This is a genomic window from Erwinia sp. 1181_3 (assembly GCF_052824965.1).
In genome coordinates this window covers 718,453-741,951 of the sequence record NZ_VTDE01000003.1, presented here as the reverse complement: position 1 = coordinate 741,951, position 23,499 = coordinate 718,453, and the positions used below count along the sequence as shown (strand labels likewise).

Here is a 23,499-nt window from a genome sequence, read left to right as displayed (position 1 = left end):
TCTGTCAGCTCTTTATTTCTAATTACGCAAGATTTTCGAAGTATGCCTCCAACGCCTCCAGCTGTTCGCTGGCATCCTCTATGGCGTTGAATGTGCGCCGAAACTGGTCGTTTGGGGCGTGCTCCTGCAGATACCAGGAGACGTGCTTCCGGGCAATACGGTATCCTTTGCGGTGACCATAAAAGTCGTGCAGTTCCCGTAAGTGCCCGATGAGCAAGCGCTTTACTTCAGCCAGTGGCATCGGTGCCAGCAGCTCCCCAGTGTCCAGATAGTGCTGGATTTCCCGGAAGATCCACGGTCTTCCCTGAGCCGCCCGTCCTATCATCAGGGCATCAGCCCCCGTATAGTCAAGTACGGCTCTGGCTTTATGCGGGTCAGTAATGTCTCCATTCGCGATAACCGGAATGGATACGTTCTGCTTAACTGTCCGAATGCTGTCGTACTCAGCTTCGCCGTTGAACAAACACGCGCGTGTGCGTCCGTGAATTGTCAGGGCCTGAATACCGCAGCGTTCAGCCAATTGGGCAATCTCTACACAGTTGCGGTTGTCGCTATCCCAGCCAGTGCGAATCTTTAAGGTAACTGGTACGTCAACTGCATTCACCACCGCTAAGAGGATAGACTTCACCAGCTCAGGGTGTTGCAGCAGCGCCGAACCTGCCATCTTGCGATTCACTTTTTTGGCCGGACAACCCATATTAATGTCGATCACCTGCGCACCTGACACTGCATTGATGCGCGCGGCTGCCGCCATTTCTTCCGGGTCACAACCGGCAATTTGCACGGTACGAATACCAGGTTCGTCACTGTGTACCATACGCAACCGCGACTTATCGCTACCCCAGACTTCAGGGTTTGACGACATCATCTCGGAGACGGTCATACCAGCGCCCATTGCATAGCAAAGGGTCCTGAATGGCCTGTCTGTTATCCCGGCCATCGGGGCTGCAATCAAACGATTACGAAGCTGGTGATTTCCTATGCGCATGAAAAAAAAGTGACCATAGTGTGTCCGCAAGGCGGCGTATATTACGCATTTTTTCAGGAAGATGAAAGGCCAAACTTTGAACAATCCGCTGTTGCGGATCAAGGAATCATCGTACCTGGCAGCGGAATTAATATTATAATTATATAAAACAATGAATTAAAAAAATACGACGAAATTGTGTACAAAGATTTTTCTTTTTTTGTGACCCGGATAACAACATAAATCACGCCAGTTGAGCCGTTATTCGAGACATATGACGTGATGAACGTGCTGACACAGCTTATCCGGGCTGCGCCAGCCGGTTATTTTATCGGCGAATACCCGTAATGCGACACCACTCTTCTTTCTCTGCCACGGGATCCAGCGTGAAGGTTTCCGCGTAAGCTTCACATACGCTGTCAGCCTGACTGGCCAGCACGCCTGAAAGGCCAAGATGACCGCCTGTTTTAGGCAGGACGCTAATCAGCGGTGCCAGCTCACGCAGTGGGCCTGCCAGGATATTCGCCACCACCACATCAGCAATAAGGTTGTCTGGTTGCTGGTGTGGCAGATACAGCGAGAGACGCTCTGATACGCCGTTACGTTGTGCATTGTCACGGCTGGCCTGAATTGCCTGCGGATCGATGTCAATACCGATAGCGGCAGCAGCACCCAGCTTCAAAGCAGCAATCGCCAGAATGCCGGAACCACAGCCGAAATCGATCACGGTTTTACCTTCCAGGTCCAGACCATCCAGCCAGGCCAGACAAAGTGCGGTGGTCGGGTGGGTGCCGGTACCAAACGCCAGGCCCGGGTCGAGCATCACGTTTACCGCAGTAGGATCGGGCACATCGCGCCAGCTTGGGCAGATCCACAGGCGCTGTCCGAAGCGCATCGGGTGGAAGTTATCCATCCACTCACGTTCCCAGTCTTTGTCCTCGATCTGCTCAATCTTATGGTGAAAACCAGCGCCCAGCAGCGGATGCTGTTCCAGCCCGGCAATCACATCGGGCATCTCAGTTTCAGCATCGAACAGGCCAATCACATCGGTATCACCCCACAGACGCGTTTCGCCCGGTAAGGGTTCAAACACCGGATTGTCGTGGGTATCCTGGAAGGTCACCGACAAGGCGCCATTTTCAATCAGTGCATCACCCAGCTCTTCAGCCTGAGCGCCGGTGGTATTAAGCTTCATTTGGATCCAAGGCATAATAATCTCTTCATTCAATCGGAGTGTGGGCAGTCGTCGCCAGGGTGTCAGAGTGACCAAAACGGTTGCCAATAATAAAGGCCAGCAAGCTGAGTAACAGTGCCGGAACAATCGGGTGGAACCCCCAGGGTTGCAGCGACAGGCTGGCCAGCAGGGTGTAACAGGCCGCACCCGATACCATACTGCTCAGTGCGCCAGCCGCGTTGGCTCTTTCCCAGTACAACCCTAGCACCAGCGGCCAGAGGAATACGGCTTCCAGCCCGCCAAAGGCCAGCAGATTCAGCCAGATAATCATATCGGGTGGATTCCAGGCCGCCACCAGCAACAGGAGCCCCAGTATCAGCGTCACCAGCGAGGATAAGCGCTTCAACAGCGGTTCATTATCCAGCTGATGCGGTCGCATCCGCAGATAGAGATCTTTGACGATCGTTGCCGACGATTGTAGCAGCTGTGCGTTAATGGTGGACATGATCGCCGCCATCGGCGCCGCAAGAAAGATCCCGGCAGCCAGTGGTGGCAGTACCTGGATCATTAACGTTGGGATCACCTGGTCCGGGATCTGTAAATCCGGGATCACCGCGCGTCCTAAAGCCCCTGCGAGATGCATACCAAACATCAGAACGGCAACGACCACGGTGCCAAGCAGGATCGCCAGATGTACGGCTTTACTGTCTTTATAGGAGATGCAACGTACCGCCGTGTGTGGCAGACCAATAACGCCAAAGCACACCAGCACAGAGAAAGAGGCAAGGAATGTCGGGGTCAGAATGTTATCAACACCTGTCGATGACACCAGTTTTGGATCAATATGCTGTAGGGTTTCTACGGCCTTATGCATCCCGCCAGCGGCATGGATCACGGCGAACAGCAGCAGGAAGGTGCCTGCCAGCATCACCAGGCCTTGCATAGCATCATTAAGGACGCTGGCACGGAAGCCACCAAACGCCGTATACAAAGCGATGGAGATGCCAAAAATCAGCAGTCCGGTATCGTAAGGGATCCCCGCAGCGGTTTCCAACAGACGTGCACCGCCGATGAACTGCACGGTCATGGCACCAATAAATGCGACCAGCAGGCTGATACTTGCCAGCCAGACCAGCATTGGGCTGCGGTAGCGTGCATACAGCATATCGTTAAGCGTCACGGCATTATAACGCCGCGCCAGAATGGCAAACTTCTTACCCAAAATCCCCAGTGACAGCCATACGGCAGGCACCTGTACCATCGACAGTAGCACCCATCCTAGTCCGTATTTATAGGCGGCTCCTGGGCCACCAATAAACGAGCTGGCGCTGATATAAGTGGTGGTCAGTGTCATGGCCAGCACGAAGCCACCCATTGAACGGCTGCCGAGGAAGTATTCACTCAGGAAGCTGCCCTCACGGCGCTGACGCATGGCGTACACAGAGAGTCCGGCAACCAGTAACAGGTAGCCAATTAGAGGCAAAATAATGTCAAGCTTCACCGTCATCCTCCAGAGGAATATCGCGGAAGATGACGCGAACCATCAGCCAGCAGAGAAAAATGAACAAACCGGGCACCAGCAGGCAGGCGATTTCAAACCAGTGCGGCAGTCCGGTGACACCTTGCACATCGTCCGGTAGCCAGGCTGACAGCGCCCAACAGGCAAGATAAGCCACTGCCAGCCAGAATGACCAGCGCGCTTCACGGTGGGCCTGAATAAAACGTTTTTCCATGCGTTTCTTCCCCAAAATAAGAAGGGGCCGAATAATCGGCCCCTCTGCATACAGCGAACTCTGCTGGCGGGTCGGGCATGCCCGACCCCTACGATAGGGCGGGAATGCCCCCGTAGAGGTCAGACATGCCCGCCCCCCTACGCTATGGTGGGTATGCACCCTCCTGTAGAGGGCAGGCACGCCTGACCCGGGCCAATTATTTCTCTTGCAGGCCGAGTTTTTTCTCCAGATAGTGGATATTCGTTCCACCGTGCTGGAAGTTCTCGTCCGACATGATTTTCATCTGCAGTTCGATGTTGGTCTTAATTCCGTCGATGATCAGCTCCGCCAGCGCATTTTTCATGCGTGAAATAGCCACATCGCGGTTTTCACCGAAGGTAATCAGCTTACCAATCATTGAGTCATAGTACGGCGGCACGCTATAACCGGCGTAGATATGAGATTCCCAACGCACACCAAATCCACCTGGTGCATGGAAGCGGGTGATTTTGCCTGGGCTTGGCAGGAAGGTGTTGGCATCTTCAGCGTTAATACGGCATTCCACCGCATGACCGCGAATGATCACTTCTTCCTGTTTGATCGACAGCGGCTGACCGGCAGCAATACGCAGCTGCTCTTTAATCAGGTCAACGCCTGTGATCATCTCCGTCACCGGATGCTCTACCTGAATACGGGTGTTCATCTCAATGAAGTAGAACTCACCGTTTTCATACAGGAACTCGAAGGTGCCGGCGCCACGATAGCCAATATCAACACAGGCTTTCGAGCAGCGCTCGCCGATGTAACGGCGCATCTCTTCAGTGATACCTGGTGCTGGCGCTTCTTCCACGACTTTCTGGTGACGACGCTGCATTGAGCAGTCACGTTCAGCCAGATAGATAGCGTTGCCCTGACCGTCAGCCAAAATCTGAATTTCGATATGGCGTGGGTTTTCCAGGTATTTTTCCATGTAAACCATGTCGTTGTTGAAAGCCGCTTTGGCTTCCGCTTTCGTCATGTTGATGGATTGTTCCAGGTCTTTGTCGCCGCGCACAACGCGCATACCACGACCGCCGCCGCCGCCGGAGGCTTTAATAATGACCGGATAGCCGATGCGTTTTGCGAAGGCACGGTTTTTATCCATATCTTCGGTTAACGGGCCATCGGAGCCTGGCACCGTCGGAACACCTGCTTTCTTCATCGCGGTGATTGCCGACACTTTATCGCCCATCAGGCGGATAGTTTCTGCTTTCGGCCCGATAAAGATAAAGCCAGAGCGTTCAACCTGCTCGGCAAAGTCAGCATTCTCAGACAAGAAACCGTAGCCTGGGTGGATAGCAACAGACCCGGTGATCTCAGCGGCTGAAATCAGTGCCGGGATGTTCAGATAGCTTTTCACTGACGGTGGCGGGCCAATACAGACCGTTTCATCTGCCAGCAGTACGTGCTTCAGATCGCGGTCCGCAGTGGAGTGCACTGCCACAGTCTTGATGCCCAGTTCTTTACAGGCGCGGAGAATTCGCAGCGCGATTTCACCACGGTTAGCAATTACAATTTTATCCAGCATGGCTCGCCTCGTTATTCGATGACTACCAGCGGCTCGTCAAACTCAACAGGCTGACCGCTTTCGACCAGAATCGCTTTCACAATGCCGGATTTATCGGCTTCGATCTGGTTCATCATTTTCATCGCTTCAACGATGCACAGGGTGTCACCGGCGTTAACTTTCTGACCGATTTCCACAAAGGCTTTCGCATCCGGGCTTGGGGTACGATAGAAAGTACCGACCATAGGAGAACGCACGATATGGCCACTGATCTCAGCAACTGCAGGCGCTTCCATTACCGGAGCGGTAGCCGGAGCGACAGCGTTAGCCAGTGCAGGCTGCTGCATCATTGGTGCAGCATAGGCCTGCTGCATCATCGGGTAACCAACGTTAACTGGTGCACGGCTAATGCGAACAGACTCTTCGCCTTCAGAGATTTCCAGTTCAGCGATGCCTGATTCTTCAACCAGTTCGATCAGTTTTTTAATCTTACGAATATCCATGATGTGGTTCCGTACTCTGTTTAATGAGATGGTGACAGGCGTTTGACTGCCGTCTGTAAAGCCCAGGAATAACCGTCGACGCCAAGTCCACAGATCACGCCGGCAGAAATATCAGAAAGATACGAATGATGACGAAAGGGCTCACGGGCATGCACGTTTGACAGATGAACCTCGATAAACGGGATGCTGACTGCCAGCAGTGCGTCACGCAATGCCACGCTGGTGTGTGTGAATGCAGCCGGGTTTATGACGATATAATCGACATTGCCTTTCGCCTCATGTATGCGATCGATCAGCGCATATTCCGCATTAGACTGGAGATGACTCAGTGTGACGTTAAGCGCGTTAGCCTGCGAGGTCAGATCGCTGACAATCTCGGCCAGCGTGGTATGACCATACTTTTCAGGCTCACGGGTTCCCAACATATTCAGATTGGGGCCGTTCAAAAGCAGTACGTGCAACTTATCCGTCATCTTGCTGCTATCTCCTGCGATAATAATGGCATCGCACAAAATACATCGCCAAAGCCAGTTTGTCACCTTTTCAGATGAAATTTGGCAAAGGCCACGAATGAAGTCGGGCATTATAACGATATCAACGCAATTAGCAGCTAAATACTGGTCGTATCAGCGAAGATGATCAACCACACCCGGTTAAAAAGGCAGGGTTGATCGCTGAAGATGTGGGGTGGAACACAGTAATCAGGATTTACCTGGCAACCACTTACGTAGCTTTTTGTAACGCCATGCCAGCAAGATCGCGGCAATTAACGCATAAATCCACGGCTGAGGGGAAAGGATTTTTACCGACCACAGATAATGAACCGGTGCCAGGATAGCCACCAGATAGACGGCATTGTGCAGTGTTTGCCAGCGCTTACCCAATGTGCGCTGTGCCCGCTGGAACGATGTGACAGCCAGCAGTAGCAGCACGATCCAGCAAATAATACCGAGTGTCAGGTAAGGGCGTGAGATCAGCTCTGATCCCAGCAGACCGAGATTACTGATCCCCAGTTCGAGTAATGAGTAGCTCACCAGATGCAGCGTGGCCCAGGCAAAGCACCATAATCCCAGCAGGCGGCGTACACGAATCAGCAGCGGTTGCTTACCGTAGCGTGCCAGCGGCGTTACCGCGAGGGAGGCCAGCAAAAATTTTAATGCCATTCTGCCGGTAAAATGCTGGATATCTTTGGCCGGGTCGGCACTGAACCAGCCCTGATCAATCGAGAGCAGCAGCCACAATAGCGGCAAAAAGCCCGCCAGATGCAGCAACACCTTCAGGCCTGTAATCTGTTTTAACGACAGGCGCACCATTTAGAAATTCTCCCGCAGATCCAGCCCGCGGTAGAGGGAAGCAACCTGTTCAGCATAACCGTTAAACAGCAGCGTTGGCTGGCGTTTGACATCAAGAATACCGCCGGAGCCGATAAAACGTTCGGTTGCCTGTGACCAGCGTGGGTGATCGACGTGAGGATTCACATTGGCGAAGAAACCATATTCATTGCCTGCCAGCTGATTCCAGGTTGTTGGGGGCATATCTTTCACCAGGGTGATTTTTACTATCGACTTGATACCTTTAAAACCGTATTTCCACGGCACTGTCAGGCGAATGGGCGCACCGTTTTGTGGGGGCAGCGCTTTGCCATATACGCCGGTGGTTAACAGCGTGAGTGGGTGCATGGCTTCATCCAACCGCAGGCCTTCTACGTAAGGATAATCCAGCCCCCCGCCGATAAAGCGGTCCTGCTGGCCTGGCATCTGATCGGGCGCGTAGAGCGTCTGGAAAGCAACATAGCGTGCATTGCTGGTGGGTTCGGCAGCCTTCAGCAGTTTACCCAGCTCGAAACCGATCCACGGCACTACCATGGACCAGGCTTCGACACAGCGCATACGGTAAATGCGCTGCTCCAGTGGAAAGCGCTTAAAGATATCATCCATATCAAGCGTGAGCGGCTTGCCAACTTCACCGCCGATCTGGATCTTCCAGTCGGTGGTTTTTAATGTGCCGGCATTGGCGGCAGGATCCGCTTTATCCAACCCAAACTCGTAAAAGTTATTATAGCCAGTGACCTTGTCTTCTGGCGTCAGCGCAAGGTCTGCCTGATAAAGTGCGGGTTTGCTAAATTCTAATGCTTTACCGGATGCCGCCTTCGGGCGGTCATTACCTTTAAACCATGACAGCACATCAGCGCGAGCGGCGGTGGGCAGGGAAAGTGCAGCCGCACTCAACCCGAGGGTTTTGAGCAGCGTACGACGGCGCGTATTAAAGACGCTCTCCGGCGTGACATCATTTTCAGTCAGTTTGTTGATGGTTTTCATCTGTGACCCTTGCTCAGGTATGGGTAATAACCCTGAGCATGGCGCAGTGCCACGATTTAAGCGAATACTGGCGAAAAAATATGAAATTTCCTGGGAGAAAGGCATCCCTCGCCATCATAGCGAGGGACATAGCATTAGCGGATACGCACCAGGGTACGGCCAGTAATCTCGTTATTCAGCAGTTTTTCAGCGGCGCTGGCGGCTTCTGACAGGGGAACCTCAGTAGTGGCCTGTTGATAAAACGATGCTGGCAGCACTTTCAGCAGACGTTTCCAGGCTTCACGACGACGTGGTGCTGGCGTCATCACGGAATCCACCCCTTGCAGACGGACATTACGCAGGATAAACGGCATGACGCTGGTGGGCAGGGCAAAGCCACCTGCCAGGCCGCACGCAGCGACCACACCGTTGTAGTTCATCTGCGCCAGCACACTGGCCAGCACCTGATCGCCTGCGGTATCGACCGCCCCTGCCCAGCGTTGTTTCTCCAGCGGCCGCGCCACCGAACTGAATGCACTGCGCGGCAGCACCTCGCGTGCCCCCAACTGATTGAGGTAGTCATGCGTTGATTCGCGTCCGCTGACGGCCACAACGTGATAACCGAGTGCACTGAGCAGTGCGATGGCGGTGCTTCCCACGCCACCGCTGGCACCCGTGACCAATATTTCACCGCTTTCTGGCGTCACGCCGCCTTCTTCCAGCGCCATAACACACAGCATGGCGGTAAACCCGGCTGTACCAATGATCATCGCCTGGCGGCCATCCATGCCTTCTGGCATCGGGACCAGCCAGTCTGCTTTAACACGTGCCTGTTCGGCCAGGCCGCCCCAGTGGTTTTCACCTACGCCCCAGCCCGTTAGCAGCACCGGCTGACCGCTGTGGAAACGGGGATCGCTACTGGTATGCACTTTCCCGGCAAAATCGATACCGGGCACCATCGGAAACTGGCGGATAATCTTGCCCTTGCCGGTAATCGCCAGCGCATCTTTATAGTTAATACCCGACCAGTCCACATCGACCTTGACCTCGCCTTCCGGCAGGCTGTCAGCGCTAATGAACTTCACGGCAGCAACGGTTTTGCCTTCTGACTGTTCGAGAACCAGAGCCTGCATGAGAATCTCCTGAAAATAGTGGTTTCATTAATAAAAAGCGCCCTGTCAGGACTATACTCCTGGAAATGGACAATTATCTGACCCCGGGCAAGCAATCGGTGTGTGTGGTGTGTTATTTTTCACCGCGTCAGCTGTCAGATATGCACATTTTCCTGGTCATTTACATTTTGGTTGCGGTTCAGTGTTAATGACGTCTTCTTCACCCGCAACACAAATGGGCACAAGGATGCGACTAACCACCAAACTTTCTGCGATTATCACCCTGCTTTGCTCACTGGCCATGTTACTGATGCTGGTGGGCTGCGTACTGAGCTTCTTTTATCTTAGTAACCAGCGGGCAGAACATCGGATCCAGCGGATGGCGGACGATGTTGATAGCGCGTTATTCACACAATCCCCCCAACAGATAGAAGCATGGCTACGTCAGGTCATGAATCCGTTACAAATCGAACGCGTTAAACTGAACAACGGTAATGCGCAACTGTTTCAGGTCACCCTTCATCAGCCGTCCCTCCTGGAAGACGAACCTAATCGCTATCGCCAGATACAGCTTCCGCTGACGCAACATCCCGGCATGACACTGCATATTCAGTGGGTCGACTCCACCCGTACCTGGTTTGCTTCCTTAATAGGGGCTACCAGTTTGTCGCTAATTATCGGTGTGGTCGCGATCATGACTTTATTGCTATGGCAGGCCAGGCGCTGGCTCCAGCAGCAATTACAAGGAATGGAACGGCTGGAGGAGCGCGCTGAAGCCGTGATCAAAGGAGAACGCGCTACGGTCAAATCGGGTTCAGTACATGAGTGGCCGCCTAAAGCCAGCAGCGCAATTGACCTGTTGCTGGCCGATCTGAAAGAGGCAGGAGAGCAGCATAACCGCATTGATACGCTGATCCGTGCATTTGCGGCACAGGATGCCCGCACCGGCCTGAACAACCGCCTGTTCTTTGATAATCAGCTCACCACACTGTTGGAGGATCCGGAGTCCGTTGGAACGCATGGCATGGTGATGATGATCCGCTTGCCAGATTTCGACAGCCTGCGTGAGCGCTGGGGCCATGTGCAGGTGCAGGATTATCTGTTTGCGCTGGTCAATATGCTGTCGACTTTTGTGCTGCGCTATCCCGGTGCGCTGCTGGCTCGCTATTTTCGCAGTGACTTCGCCGTATTGCTCCCACATCGCAGTGTAAAGGATGCCGACGGTATTGCTTCTCAGTTGATTAAAGCGGTCGATACTCTGCCATCAACGCGAATGTTGGATCGTGATGACATGATTCATATTGGTATCAGCGGCTGGCACAGCGGGCAGAGCACTCTTCAGGTGATGGAGAATGCCGAGCGGGCAACGCGTAACGCCACACTACAGGGCGGGAATAACTGGTCGGTGGGCGAGGGGGCACAGCAGGATTTCGCGCGCGGAAGCGTGAAATGGCGCACATTGCTGGAAAACACACTGAATCGTGGTGGTCCACGGCTTTATCAAAAACCGGCCGTTAACGCGAAGGGTGAAGTGCATCATCGCGAAATGATGCCACGCATCTTTGACGGTGAAAAAGAGCTGTTATCCGCAGAGTATCTGCCTGTGATTCAGCAACTGGGTCTGGCAGAACGCTACGATCGACAGATGGTGAAACGTATTGTGACGTTGATCGAACTGTGGCCAGAAGAAACTCTTGCCATTCCGCTCACCCTCGACTCATTATTGCAGCGCTCATTCCTGAACTGGCTGCGTGATAACCTGCTGCAATGTACTAAATCGCAAAGAAAACGTATTTTATTTGAACTTGCAGAAGCAGATGTGTGTCAACACATCAGCCGTTTAACGCCAGTGTTCCGATTGCTCTACGGTTTTGGCTGTGGTGTGGCAGTGAATCAGGCCGGTTTAACGGTAGTGAGCACCGCGTATATCAAGCAGTTCCAGGTCAGGCTGATCAAGCTTCATCCCGGCCTGGTGCGCAATATTGATCGGCGTACTGAAAATCAGCTGTTTGTACAAAGCCTGCTGGAGAGTAGCAAGCAAACTTCCACTCAGGTTTTTGCTGCCGGGGTACGTTCCCGGGAAGAGTGGCAAACGCTGTTGGAGCTGGGAGTCACCGGTGGGCAGGGCGACTTTTTCGCTGCCTCAGAGCCGGTTAATAGTAGCGTGAAAAAATATTCGCAAAGATATCGAGTTTAGTCTCACGTCTGGCAGGTTTTCACGTAGAATACCTGGGAGATTGTGGTTCGACGCGGCTTTCTCGCAGGCCGAGGCGAAACTGAAACTGTTAATTTTTATGTATGTTATGTCCGCTGACGTGTCCAAAAACCACAGCGAAAGGCCGTTATATCGGCTTCCGTTACGCACGATGTCGTAAGGTTGTGACTTCAGCGAGAGATAGCATGATTTTTCACCGAAGCAGAACGTTTTTGCGCCTTGTCGCTGCTTCGTGTGGTTGGTAAAGTAAGCGGATTTTATTTTCCGCCCCCAGCTTGCAGGATTATCCTTTAGTATGTTTAAAAAATTCCGTGGCATGTTTTCCAACGACTTGTCCATCGACCTGGGTACAGCCAATACCCTGATTTACGTGAAAGGGCAGGGCATTGTTCTTAATGAGCCTTCCGTCGTTGCTATCCGTCAGGATCGTGCCGGTTCCCCAAAGAGCGTAGCGGCAGTCGGTCATGACGCAAAACAGATGCTGGGTCGTACACCCGGTAATATCGCAGCTATTCGCCCAATGAAAGATGGCGTTATCGCCGACTTCTTTGTGACTGAGAAAATGTTGCAGCACTTCATCAAACAGGTTCACAGCAACAGCTTTATGCGCCCAAGTCCGCGCGTGCTGGTCTGTGTGCCCGTTGGTGCAACCCAGGTTGAACGTCGTGCCATCCGTGAGTCTGCTCAGGGTGCTGGTGCGCGTGAAGTCTTCCTGATTGAAGAACCCATGGCTGCTGCTATCGGTGCAGGCCTCCCTGTTTCCGAAGCGACCGGTTCTATGGTGGTGGATATCGGTGGCGGTACAACAGAAGTTGCGGTGATCTCGCTGAATGGCGTGGTTTACTCTTCTTCTGTCCGCATCGGTGGTGACCGTTTCGACGAAGCCATCATTAATTATGTGCGCCGTAATTACGGCTCTCTGATTGGTGAAGCCACCGCAGAGCGTATTAAGCATGAGATCGGTTCAGCCTACCCGGGTGACGAAGTGCTCGAGATTGAAGTCCGCGGCCGTAACCTGGCTGAAGGGGTTCCGCGTGGTTTCACCCTGAACTCCAACGAGATCCTGGAAGCGCTGCAGGAGCCGTTAACTGGTATCGTTAGCGCGGTTATGGTTGCACTGGAACAGTGTCCGCCAGAACTGGCATCTGACATCTCCGAACGTGGCATGGTACTGACTGGCGGTGGTGCGCTGTTGCGCAATCTGGATCGCCTGCTTATGGAAGAGACTGGAATTCCAGTGGTCGTTGCAGAAGATCCATTGACCTGCGTTGCACGCGGTGGTGGTAAAGCGTTGGAAATGATTGACATGCACGGCGGCGATTTGTTCAGCGAAGAATAATTTGCCTGAAGGAGTAGCGGGACGCTGCCCGCACTCCTTTTTCATGTTGTCGAGGAAAACGCCGAGTTTATGAAGCCGATGTTCAGCAGGGGGCCTTCCCTGCAGTTACGCTTATTTTTAGCGGTTATTGTGGCAATAGGCGTGATTGTTGCCGACAGTCGCATGGGAGCTTTCTCCCAAATCCGCACCTATATGGACACTGCCGTCAGTCCATTCTATTTCCTGGCCAATGGGCCTCGTCAGATTTTGGACAATGTTTCAGAAACATTGGCCTCCCGCCAGCAACTCGAGCTGGAAAATAAAGCCTTACACCGCGAACTGATGCTGAAGAACAGCGAACTGCTGATGCTGGGTCAGTTTAAGCAGGAAAATGCCCGTTTACGCGAACTGCTGGGTTCACCGCTGCGTCAGGACGAGCATAAAATGGTCACGCAGGTGATCTCCACCGGCACCGATCCCTATACCGATCAGGTGGTGATCGACAAAGGCAGCGTAAACGGTGTTTACGAAGGTCAGCCGGTGATCAGTGATAAAGGCGTGGTCGGCCAGGTGGTTGCTGTGGGTAAAATCACCAGCCGCGTGCTGCTGATTTGCGATGCCTCACACGCACTGCCGATTCAGGTTCTGCGCAATGACATCCGCGTGATTGCGGCGGGTAATGGCTGCACGGAAGATTTGCAGCTTGAACATCTGCCAGGTAATACCGATATCCGCGTGGGCGATGTGCTGGTGACGTCCGGCCTCGGTGGGCGCTTCCCTGAAGGTTACCCTGTTGGGGTGGTTTCTTCCGTGAAAGTGGATACCCAACGCGCTTATACGGTGATCCAGGCGCGTCCAACGGCGGGTCTCCAGCGTCTGCGTTATCTGCTGCTGCTGTGGGGCGCGGATCGCAATGGCTCGATGCCAATGGCACCGGACGAAGTCCATCGCGTGGCCAATGAACGCCTGATGCAGATGATGCCGCAGGTACTGCCGCAGGCGAGCGAAATGGTGGGGCCGCCTGCCCCTCCTGCCGCGGCACCCGCCAGCATCCCGGCAACGGCCCCTGCCGCTGCACCGGTTCGCCGTCCGCAGTCCGAACGCGGAGGCCAGCCTTGAGTAGTTACCGCAGCCACGGACGCTGGGTTATCTGGCTCTCTTTTCTGGTGGCGCTGGTGCTACAAATCATGCCCTGGCCCGAGGAGCTGTTTGTTTATCGCCCGTCATGGCTGTTGTTGATCCTGATCTACTGGGTGCTGGCGTTGCCGCACCGTGTCAACGTTGGCACCGGATTTGTGATGGGATCTATAATGGATCTTATCTCTGGTTCGACGCTCGGCGTACGCGCACTGGCATTCAGTATCGTTGCCTACCTGGTGGCCTTCAAATTCCAGTTATTCCGCAATCTGGCGCTTTGGCAGCAGGCACTGATGGTGATGGTGCTGTCACTGGCGATGGATGTCATCGTATTCTGGTCTGAGTTCCTGGTGATTAACGTTTCCTTCCGCCCAGAAATTTTCTGGAGTAGCGTTGTCGACGGTATCCTCTGGCCCTGGCTGTTCTTACTGATGAGAAAAATTCGCCGCCAGTTTGCCGTACAATAAAGGACAATTATGGTATCCCTGTATTTGGCTTCAGGCTCCCCACGCCGCCGCGAACTGCTGACTCAGCTAGGCCTGTCATTTGAACGCCTTTCTACTGACGTGGAAGAACGCCGTCATCCGGATGAAACCGCAGAGCAGTATGTGCGTCGTCTGGCGCGGGATAAAGCGCTGGCGGGGGTTGCCGTGGCTGCTCGCGATCTCCCGGTGCTGGGTGCTGATACTATTGTTGTGCTGAATAATCATGTGCTGGAGAAACCCGCGGATGCTGACGCTGCCGCCGCCATGCTGACGATGCTCTCCGGCCAGACTCATGAAGTCATGACCGCGGTAGCGTTGGCCGATCGCCAGCGGACCCTTGAATGTCTTGTTGTCACTGAGGTGACATTTCGCATGTTAACACCTGAAGATATTGCTGGTTATATTGCCAGCGGCGAGCCAATGGATAAGGCAGGCGCTTATGGAATTCAGGGACTGGGTGGCAACTTTGTCAGAAAAATTAACGGAAGTTATCACGCGGTAGTGGGGCTGCCTCTGGTGGAAACCGCCGAGCTTTTCAGCCATTTTCAATCGCTGCGTGATGTGAGAGGTCAAGATGACAGCTGAACTGCTGGTCAATATTACGCCGTCGGAAACCCGTGTTGCCTACATCGACGGTGGCATTCTGCAGGAAATTCATATCGAGCGCGAAGCGCGCCGTGGCATCGTTGGCAACATCTACAAAGGGCGTGTCAGCCGGGTGTTACCAGGAATGCAGGCGGCCTTTGTCGATATTGGGCTGGAAAAAGCGGCGTTTTTGCACGCTTCTGACATCATGCCGCACACCGAATGTGTTGCGGGTGACGAAAAGAAAAATTTCATTGTGCGTGATATCTCCGAACTGGTACGCCAGGGACAAGATCTGATGGTGCAGGTGGTGAAAGATCCGCTTGGGACCAAAGGTGCACGCCTGACGACCGATATTACCTTGCCGTCACGCTATCTGGTGTTTATGCCGGGTGCTTCGCACGTGGGAGTATCGCAACGTATCGAGAGCGAAGCAGAGCGCGACCGCCTGAAATCCGTCGTTGCCAGCTATTGTGATGAGCTGGGCGGATACATCATCCGCACTGCAGCAGAAGGCGTGGGCGAAGATGAGCTGGCATCTGATGCTGCGTTTCTTAAACGTCTGTGGACCAAGGTGATCGAACGTAAGAAACGCAATCAGACGCGCTGCCGCCTTTATGGTGAAGTCGCGCTATCGCAGCGTATCCTGCGTGACTTTGCCGGTGCAGCCCTTGACCGTATCCGCATCGATTCCCGTCTGACGTTTGAACATCTGGTGGAGTTCACCAGCGAATATATCCCGGAGATGACGGCAAAGCTGGAGCTGTATGTCGGCAAGCAGCCTATTTTCGATCTGTTCGATGTGGAAAACGAAATTCAGCGTTCTCTCGATCGTAAAGTTGAGCTCAAGTCAGGTGGCTATCTGATTATCGATCAGACGGAAGCCATGACCACAATTGATATCAATACCGGTGCTTTTGTTGGACACCGTAACCTTGAAGAAACCATCTTCAATACCAACATCGAGGCGACTCAGGCGATTGCGCGTCAGCTCAGGCTGCGTAATCTTGGTGGCATTATCATCATCGATTTTATTGATATGAATAATGACGATCACCGCAGACGAGTTCTGCATTCACTAGACCAGGCCCTAAGTAAAGATCGGGTGAAAACAGGCGTGAATGGTTTCTCACAGCTGGGGCTGGTGGAAATGACGCGTAAGCGCACGCGCGAAAGTATTGAGCATGTACTGTGCCAGGATTGTCCGGTGTGTAAAGGGCGTGGAACGCTGAAAACCGTGGAAACGGTCTGTTATGAAATCATGCGTGAGATTGTGCGTGTGCATCATGCTTATGATTCTGACCGTTTCCTGGTTTATGCCTCGCCATCGGTGGGTGAAGCGCTGAAAAGCGATGAGTCTCATGCTTTAGCGGAAGTAGAAATCTTTGTGGGCAAGCAGGTTAAAGTTCAAATAGAACCGCTCTATACTCAGGAGCAGTTTGACGTGGTGATGATGTAATATCCGCACGGTTCTCCCCGATTTTGCGCTAAAAATCGCAACGGTTGGGGGGAAACTGGACGTTACGGCTTGAACCGCCTTGTCGTATCTCCCTCGTGAGATACCAACAGATTTTAGTGACTGGCTATCCGTTTTCGCGGAAGACAAGGAGAGGTGTGTGAGGCAATTGCCGAAGGTTTTGCTATTCACTGGCGCAACATTGGTGGTGGTTACTGCGCTATTAGTGAGTGGCTTACGTCTGCTGATGCCGCATATGAACAGTTGGCGTGCGCCAATCCTTAACGCTGTGTCTGCTGCCGCGGGCGTCGAGATCAAGGCCAGCGCAATTGAAGGCAGCTGGGAGAACTTTGGTCCCCGCCTGGAAATCAAAGATATCCAGACCGGCTTCTCCGATGGCGGCGCACTGAAAATCCAGCGCGTCACGCTGGCGTTGGATGTCTGGCAATCATTGCTGCACCTGCGCTGGCAGTTTCGCGATCTGACTTTCTGGCAGCTCAACCTGCTCACCAATACCCCGCTGAATGGTGGCAATAATCGTCAGTCAGATTTTCAGACTGAGCGGTTAAACGATCTCTTCCTGCGCCAGTTTGACCACTTCGATCTGCGCGACAGTCACATCAGTTTTGTTACCCCATCCGGACAGCGTGCAACGCTGGCCATTCCGCAGCTGACCTGGCTTAATGAAAAAAATCGCCATCGTGCCGAGGGACTGGTCAGTCTTTCCAGTTTTACAGGGCAGCATGGTGTGGTGCAGTTGCGGCTGGATCTCAGCGACAGTAATGGTTACCTCAGTACCGGGCGTGTGTGGATGCAGGCCGATGACGTTGATATGAAACCCTGGCTGGGACAGTGGATGCGCGACAACACCAGTCTGGAAAGCGCGCGTTTCAGCCTCGCCGCCTGGATGAGTGTGGAAAATGGTGAAGTCCATGGTGGTGATGTCTGGTTGAAACAGGGGGGAGCTAACTGGCAGGGCGACAAACAGGCGCACCATCTCAGCGTAGACAATCTTACTGCACATATCAGTCGTTTTAACGGTGGCTGGAATGTGAATATCCCGCAAACGCGCTTTATTACGGATGGGCAGCCCTGGCCACACGGTCAGTTATCGCTGTTATGGCAGCCCGAAAATACGCAGCTACCCGGTCCTGATCATCATCAGGAACTGCGCGTGCGCGTCACCGATCTGGACCTTGAGCGTCTTGATCCACTCATTCCGCTTTTTGCCAAACTGTCTCCGCAACTGCTGGAAAATTGGCGTGCGCTGCAACCGCGCGGCCAGCTCAACGCGCTGGCGCTGGATATACCGCTTCAGCAGCCGGAACGGACTCGTTTCCAGGCCAAATGGCAGAATCTGAGCTGGCAGCAGTGGGAACTATTGCCAGGTATGGAGCATCTTAACGGGACGCTGGCAGGCGGCGTGGCTGACGGGCGGCTCACCTTCGATATTCAGAAGGCTACGCTCCCTTATGGTGATATGTTCCGCGCTCCGCTAGAGATTGCCCAGGCCAGTGGGTCACTCAACTGGGAATATGGAAAACAGGGGCTGACGCTGTCCGGCCAGCAGGTTGATGTTCAGGCGCGCTCACTGTGGGCGCGGGGTGACTTCCGCTATCAGCAACAGAACGAGCAGCCACCTCGTCTTGATATCCTCGCGGGTATTAACCTCACCAATGCGGGTGATGCCTGGCGCTATTTCCCTGAACCGCTGATGGGGAAATCGCTGGCAGACTATCTGAGCGGCGCGATCAAAGGCGGGCAGGTGAAAGATGCAACGCTGGTCTTTGCCGGTGACCCGCACCATTTCCCGTTCAGAAAGAATGACGGCATGTTTGAAGTGGCGGTACCGTTGCGTCAGGCGACCTACGAGTTTGAACCGGGCTGGCCGTTGCTGGAAAATCTGGATATTGACCTCGACTTCGCCAACAACGGTCTGTGGATGAAAGCGCCTGATATCAAACTGGGCGAGGTTAACGGCCATAACATCTCGGCGGTGATCCCCGATTATTTGCAAGAAAAGCTGATTATTGATGGTGAGATCAAGGGGGAAGGGCCGCAGATACGTGAGTACTTTAATCAGTCACCGTTAAAACCCTCGCTGGGAGCGGCGCTGGACGAACTGCAAATCGGCGGTGATGTTAGTGGGCGCTTACATCTTGATATCCCGCTGGATGGCAAAGAGGTGCGTGCCACGGGTGACGTGAATCTTGCAGGCAACTCGCTCTTAATCAAACCGCTGGAGACGCGTTTCGACCAGCTGAGCGGTCACTTTACCTATGATAACGGCGACCTGAAAAGTGATGCGATGACCGCCCGCTGGTTTGGTCAGCCCATCGGCGTGAGCTTCAACACCCAGGACGGGGAAAAAGAGTATCAAATCGGTGTGGATCTGAACGGTGACTGGCAGCCAGGGGCGATAAGTCAGCTGCCTGAGGCGGTGAGTAAACAGCTGGGGGGACATCTGCCGTGGCAGGGCAATGTACTGGTGACCTTGCCGCACAAAGGTGGGGCCAGTTACCTGGTTAACCTTGACGGTGATCTTAAAAATGTGAGCAGTCGCTTACCTGCACCGCTTGATAAAACAGGCACCAGTGCGCTTCCTGTGAAAGTTTTGGCAAAAGGTAACCTCAATAGTCTTGATCTCAGTGGCTCAGTGGGTGACCGTCATCGATTTAACAGTCGCTGGCTGCTGGGTAAGCAGCTTAAAGTCGACCGTGGTATCTGGGAAAACGACACAAAACACCTGCCTGCGCTGCCGGAGAGCAGTGGAATGGTATTAAATCTGCCTGCGCTGGACGGTGAAGCCTGGCTTGGCTTGCTGGGAGCGGGTTCGGGTAGCGGTGGTAACGGCAAAACGGGAATCACGATGCTGCCAGGTGATATTCGCCTGCACACACCTGCACTCACTCTGGCGGGCCAGCAGTGGCAGGATCTTACCGCCACTCTCAGCCAAAGTATGGCGGGCGAGATGACGGTCAACGCTCAGGGCAAGGATATCATTGGTTCTCTGGTCACTAAGCAGAATGAACCCTGGGTGGCTAACCTCAAATACCTTTATTACAACCCGCAATGGGACAGCAAAGGCACCTCGTCATCTCCCTTGCCTGACGATGCGGCCCGGGTGAATTTCAGCGGCTGGCCTGCACTCCGCCTGAACTGCGATGAATGCTGGCTACGTGGACAGAAATTCGGCCATATGAAGGCCGACCTGACGCCATCCGGCGATACGCTGACGTTGGAGAATGGACTGATTGATAGTGGTAATACTCACCTGACCGTGAAGGGCGAGTGGGTGAACCAGCCAGGCCAGCAGCGCACGTCGTTGAAGGGCGTACTAAGCGGTAAAAAAATCAATGATGCCACTAACTGGTTTGGTGTCAGCTCACCGCTGCGTGATTCGCCGTTTAAGCTGGAATATGATCTGCACTGGCAGTCGGCACCGTGGCAACCGTCGGAGCAGACGTTAAGCGGTGTGCTGAAGTCGCATCTGGGCGCGGGGCAGATCGCCGATGTTTCAACCGGCCGTGCCGGGCAACTGCTGCGTCTGGTCAGCATCGACTCGCTGTTGCGTAAATTACGCCTCGATTTTAGCGACACTTTCAGCCAGGGCTTCTATTTCGACTCCATCAACGGCACGGCCTGGATTGAAAACGGCGTGATGCACACCGATAACCTGCTGGTGGATGGGCTGGAAGCCGACATTGCCATGAAAGGAAAGATGGATCTGGTCAAACGCCAGATTGATATGGAAGCCGTTGTTGCTCCGGAAATTTCTACGACCGTGGGTGTCGCGACTGCCTTTGCAGTGAACCCGGTGATTGGTGCGGCGGTATTTGCCGCCAGTAAAGTGCTGGGGCCGCTTTGGAGCAAGATTTCCGTGCTTCGCTACCACATCAGTGGGCCGATAGATAAACCGCAAATTGATGAAGTGCTGCGTAAACCACGTGAGATCAGTGAGAAGTGAGTTTGACGTGGCCCTCATATTGCCTCACCCTTCATATATGATACGGGGTATCACCATCGTACCTCGTCACAATTGACAATTGAAAGCCAGCAGCCACTGGCTCATCCACACAGAGCGAGAATTCATGAGTCTGAATCTGGTAAGTGAGCAGTTACTAACTGCTAACAACATTCGTCAAAGCGACCTTTTTTCTATTCTCAGCCAGCTTTCAGAGCGCAAGCTGGATTATGCGGACCTCTATTTTCAGTCCAGCTACCATGAGTCCTGGGTGTTGGAAGACCGCATCATTAAAGACGGCTCTTACAATATCGATCAGGGCGTTGGTGTGCGCGCGGTTAGCGGAGAGAAAACCGGCTTCGCCTATGCTGACCAGATTACGCTAAATGCGCTGAATCAAAGTGCCACAGCGGCACGCAGCATTGTACGCGAGCAGGGCAACGGCCAGTCACGCACGCTGGGGGCGGTGATGAACCGTGCGCTGTATCCGGCACTCGATCCGCTGCAAAGCCTGACCCGCGAAGAGAAAATTGCTCTGCTGCACCGCGTTGACAGCGCTGCACGCGCAGCCGACAAACGCGTACAGGAAGTATCTGCCAGCCTGAGCGGTGTCTATGAACTGGTGCTGGTCGCGGCAACCGATGGCACGCTGGCGGCCGATGTGCGTCCACTGGTACGTCTCTCGGTGAGCGTCCAGGTGGAAGATAACGGCAAGCGCGAGCGCGGTGCCAGCGGCGGCGGCGGGCGCTTCGGCTACGAGTTTTTCCTGGCAAATGAAAACGGGGAAGTGCGTGCCGAAGCCTGGGCACGTGAAGCCGTGCGCATGGCGCTGGTGAATCTGAATGCGGTCGCGGCACCGGCAGGCACCATTCCTGTAGTGCTGGGTGCTGGCTGGCCGGGCGTGCTGCTGCACGAGGCGGTGGGTCACGGTCTGGAAGGCGATTTCAACCGCCGTGGAACGTCGGTGTTCAGTGGCCAAATGGGGCAGTTGGTGGCCTCTGAGCTGTGTACCGTCGTGGATGATGGCACCATCGAAGGGTTGCGCGGCTCGCTGGCCGTTGATGATGAAGGCGTACCGGGGCAGTACAATGTATTGATTGAAAACGGTATTTTGAAAGGCTACATGCAGGATAAACTCAATGCGCGTCTGATGGGCGTGGCGCCTACCGGGAATGGTCGTCGTGAGTCTTATGCACATCTGCCGATGCCGCGTATGACCAATACCTATATGCTGGCAGGCAAGTCGACCCCGCAGGATATTATCGAAAGCGTGGAGTACGGTCTGTATGCGCCGAACTTCGGCGGTGGTCAGGTGGATATTACCTCGGGTAAATTTGTTTTCTCCACCTCTGAAGCTTATCTGATTGAAAACGGTAAGGTGACGAAGCCGGTGAAAGGCGCAACGCTGATCGGTTCCGGTATTGAAGCGATGCAACAGATTTCAATGGTGGGTAATGACCTGGCGCTGGATAAAGGCGTTGGCGTCTGCGGTAAAGAGGGCCAGAGCCTGCCTGTTGGCGTGGGTCAGCCTACGCTGAAGCTGGATAAACTCACCGTCGGTGGTACCGCCTGACGTTGACCCAGGGCGAGGCGTGCCTCGCCCCTACGGTTTCTGCTTTCTGCATAGTGTGCGTTATGTGCGAAACTCCTGATAAATCTCCGCCACCTTATCGAAATACGCGATCAAATAGTTAATGCACACCTGCACCTTTAGCGGCAATTTGTCTTTCTGGGTGTATACCGCATAGACCGGGCGCGGCACCGATTGATAATGCGCGAACAGGATTTCCACTTTCCCGGCATTAATCTCATCAATAATCCACATCAGCGGCACATAGGCGATACCGGTGCCGGATTTCAGCCAGCGGATCAGTGTCTGTGAGTCATTGGTGGCAAAGCGGCCCTGAGGCGAGAGACGAATCGATGTGCCTTCCGGTGAGGTCAGCTCAAAGTCGTTATCCACGCGTACGCTGTATTCGAGCCACGAAAAGTTGCTGATGTCTGACGGTTTTTCCGGCGTCCCATTCTGCGCGAGATAGCTTTTCGCGGCACATACCACCATCGGCATGGAACCCAGCCGCGTTGAAAACAGACTGGAATCCTGCAATGCACCAACACGGATCACCAGGTCCAGCCCGTCCGCGATAAGATCCGGTGCCGGAATTCCCGTCACCAGGTTAACGGTCAGTCCCGGATACTCCTTCAGCATCTCTTCGGTCATCGGGGCCAGTAAATTCTGCGACATGGTAGAAGAACTGCCGATGCGCAGTGTGCCAACCGGCGTATTATTAAATGCCCACAGTTGTTCATGCACCTGCTGCGCCTCCGACATCATGCGACGGCAGCCCTGAAAGTAGATCTTACCGGCCTCGGTCAGCCCCAGGCTGCGCGTACTACGATTAAGCAGCTTCACCTGGAGTTCATTTTCCAGCCTGGCGACAATCTGGCTAACGGCCGATACACTTAACTGCATCTGTTGTGCTGCTGCGGTAAATGAACCCAGTTCAACGACTTTGGCGAAAACGGTCATGCCCTTCAGTCTTTCCATTATTAACCCTGGCTTAAAAGTGATTTAGATCACATTTGGTAGATAACTTATAGTCAGGCGCGTTACTATAGTCATGTCAGGTTATCGACCTGTCGCCCCGCGTGTGACAAATGCTGCCCCTGAATAGACTATTATTCAATTGGCTTTGGTGCTGATTAGCGTCTGACTGTCTCCCTGTCAGCTGATCACCTTTTGCATACATATCTCTCAGTAAACCCTGAGAGGAGCGGGTTGTGGCAGCGAATTACCTGGTACAGTATCAACAAGGATAAATGATGAGTGTACTTCCGGTTGTCGTGGTGTTCGGGATGTCATTCCCACCCATTTTTTTTGAAATAATTGTGTCGCTGATCGTGTTCTGGCTGGTCCGCCGTCTGATCACGCCGACCGGGATCTATGATCTGGTCTGGCATCCGGCACTGTTTAATACTGCATTGTACTGCTGCCTGTTCTATCTGGTATCCCGATTGTTCGTCTGAG

General features: G+C 53.8%; 20 protein-coding genes. 9 read left to right on the top strand and 11 right to left on the bottom strand.

The genetic code is table 11. The annotated features are described in order from the left end of the window. Positions 1–22 precede the first annotated feature (22 nt). From dusB to acuI, 10 genes are all read right to left on the bottom strand, one after another. A complete protein-coding gene (dusB, locus tag FY046_RS11865) occupies positions 23–988 on the bottom strand; it encodes a tRNA dihydrouridine synthase DusB (protein WP_133844187.1) in 966 nt (321 codons plus the stop codon). 307 nt (positions 989–1,295) lie between these two features. Continuing rightward, positions 1,296–2,177 (bottom strand): 50S ribosomal protein L11 methyltransferase, encoded by an 882-nt coding sequence (gene prmA, locus FY046_RS11860; RefSeq protein ID WP_446186061.1) that lies wholly within the window; start codon positions 2,175–2,177, stop codon positions 1,296–1,298. Between the two features lie 10 nt (positions 2,178–2,187). Next, positions 2,188–3,642: a sodium/pantothenate symporter gene (gene panF, locus FY046_RS11855; RefSeq protein WP_133844183.1), complete on the bottom strand. Its 1,455-nt coding sequence runs from the start codon at positions 3,640–3,642 to the stop codon at positions 2,188–2,190. Then, positions 3,632–3,874, bottom strand: a complete 243-nt coding sequence (locus FY046_RS11850) for a YhdT family protein (RefSeq protein WP_133844181.1) — start codon at positions 3,872–3,874, stop codon at positions 3,632–3,634. The genes panF and FY046_RS11850 overlap by 11 nt, the downstream gene beginning before the upstream one ends. A 196-nt stretch (positions 3,875–4,070) precedes the next feature. Beyond that, positions 4,071–5,420 carry an acetyl-CoA carboxylase biotin carboxylase subunit gene (gene accC, locus FY046_RS11845; RefSeq protein ID WP_133844179.1) on the bottom strand — a complete coding sequence of 450 codons (1,350 nt, stop codon included), beginning with the start codon at positions 5,418–5,420 and terminating at the stop codon, positions 4,071–4,073. 11 nt (positions 5,421–5,431) lie between these two features. After that, complete coding sequence (gene accB, locus FY046_RS11840) at positions 5,432–5,902, bottom strand: acetyl-CoA carboxylase biotin carboxyl carrier protein (RefSeq protein WP_446186060.1); 471 nt, start codon at positions 5,900–5,902, stop codon at positions 5,432–5,434. Between the two features lie 20 nt (positions 5,903–5,922). Further along, a complete protein-coding gene (gene aroQ, locus FY046_RS11835) occupies positions 5,923–6,375 on the bottom strand; it encodes a type II 3-dehydroquinate dehydratase (protein WP_133844175.1) in 453 nt (150 codons plus the stop codon). A gap of 228 nt (positions 6,376–6,603) precedes the next feature. After that, complete coding sequence (gene msrQ, locus FY046_RS11830; protein ID WP_171148947.1) at positions 6,604–7,212, bottom strand: protein-methionine-sulfoxide reductase heme-binding subunit MsrQ; 609 nt, start codon at positions 7,210–7,212, stop codon at positions 6,604–6,606. 3 nt (positions 7,213–7,215) lie between these two features. Beyond that, positions 7,216–8,220: a protein-methionine-sulfoxide reductase catalytic subunit MsrP gene (gene msrP, locus FY046_RS11825; RefSeq protein WP_167863380.1), complete on the bottom strand. Its 1,005-nt coding sequence runs from the start codon at positions 8,218–8,220 to the stop codon at positions 7,216–7,218. Between the two features lie 134 nt (positions 8,221–8,354). Next, entirely contained in the window at positions 8,355–9,332 is a 978-nt protein-coding gene (acuI, locus tag FY046_RS11820; protein WP_159337312.1) for an acrylyl-CoA reductase (NADPH), read from the bottom strand. Between the two features lie 226 nt (positions 9,333–9,558). Here acuI and csrD point away from each other — a divergent pair, with 226 nt between their 5' ends. From csrD to tldD, 8 genes are all read left to right on the top strand, one after another. After that, positions 9,559–11,508 carry an RNase E specificity factor CsrD gene (gene csrD / locus FY046_RS11815; RefSeq protein ID WP_133844167.1) on the top strand — a complete coding sequence of 650 codons (1,950 nt, stop codon included), beginning with the start codon at positions 9,559–9,561 and terminating at the stop codon, positions 11,506–11,508. A 313-nt stretch (positions 11,509–11,821) separates the two neighbouring features. Beyond that, on the top strand, positions 11,822–12,865 hold the full coding sequence (gene mreB, locus FY046_RS11810; protein WP_126485560.1) for a rod shape-determining protein MreB: 1,044 nt from the start codon (positions 11,822–11,824) through the stop codon (positions 12,863–12,865). 69 nt (positions 12,866–12,934) lie between these two features. Further along, the gene (mreC, locus tag FY046_RS11805; RefSeq protein WP_133844165.1) at positions 12,935–13,963 is read left to right on the top strand and encodes a rod shape-determining protein MreC; all 1,029 of its coding nucleotides are present in this window, start codon (positions 12,935–12,937) and stop codon (positions 13,961–13,963) included. Further along, positions 13,960–14,448, top strand: coding sequence for a rod shape-determining protein MreD (mreD, locus tag FY046_RS11800; protein ID WP_133844163.1), 489 nt, complete (start codon positions 13,960–13,962; stop codon positions 14,446–14,448). The genes mreC and mreD overlap by 4 nt, the downstream gene beginning before the upstream one ends. 9 nt (positions 14,449–14,457) lie before the next feature. Next, positions 14,458–15,051, top strand: coding sequence for a Maf family protein (locus FY046_RS11795; protein ID WP_171148922.1), 594 nt, complete (start codon positions 14,458–14,460; stop codon positions 15,049–15,051). Beyond that, positions 15,041–16,510, top strand: coding sequence for a ribonuclease G (rng, locus tag FY046_RS11790; protein ID WP_133844159.1), 1,470 nt, complete (start codon positions 15,041–15,043; stop codon positions 16,508–16,510). Before FY046_RS11795 ends, rng begins: the two co-directional genes overlap by 11 nt. Positions 16,511–16,667: 157 nt before the next feature. Then, complete coding sequence (gene yhdP, locus FY046_RS11785) at positions 16,668–20,474, top strand: AsmA2 domain-containing protein YhdP (protein ID WP_259150632.1); 3,807 nt, start codon at positions 16,668–16,670, stop codon at positions 20,472–20,474. 124 nt (positions 20,475–20,598) lie between these two features. Next, positions 20,599–22,044: a metalloprotease TldD gene (tldD, locus tag FY046_RS11780; RefSeq protein ID WP_133844155.1), complete on the top strand. Its 1,446-nt coding sequence runs from the start codon at positions 20,599–20,601 to the stop codon at positions 22,042–22,044. A gap of 60 nt (positions 22,045–22,104) precedes the next feature. Here the strand turns inward: tldD and aaeR are convergent, their stop codons facing one another. Beyond that, on the bottom strand, positions 22,105–23,019 hold the full coding sequence (aaeR, locus tag FY046_RS11775) for an HTH-type transcriptional activator AaeR (RefSeq protein WP_133844153.1): 915 nt from the start codon (positions 23,017–23,019) through the stop codon (positions 22,105–22,107). Positions 23,020–23,294: 275 nt separating this feature from the next. Here aaeR and aaeX point away from each other — a divergent pair, with 275 nt between their 5' ends. Further along, a complete protein-coding gene (aaeX, locus tag FY046_RS11770; RefSeq protein WP_133844248.1) occupies positions 23,295–23,498 on the top strand; it encodes a p-hydroxybenzoic acid efflux pump operon protein AaeX in 204 nt (67 codons plus the stop codon). Position 23,499: the final 1 nt, after the last annotated feature.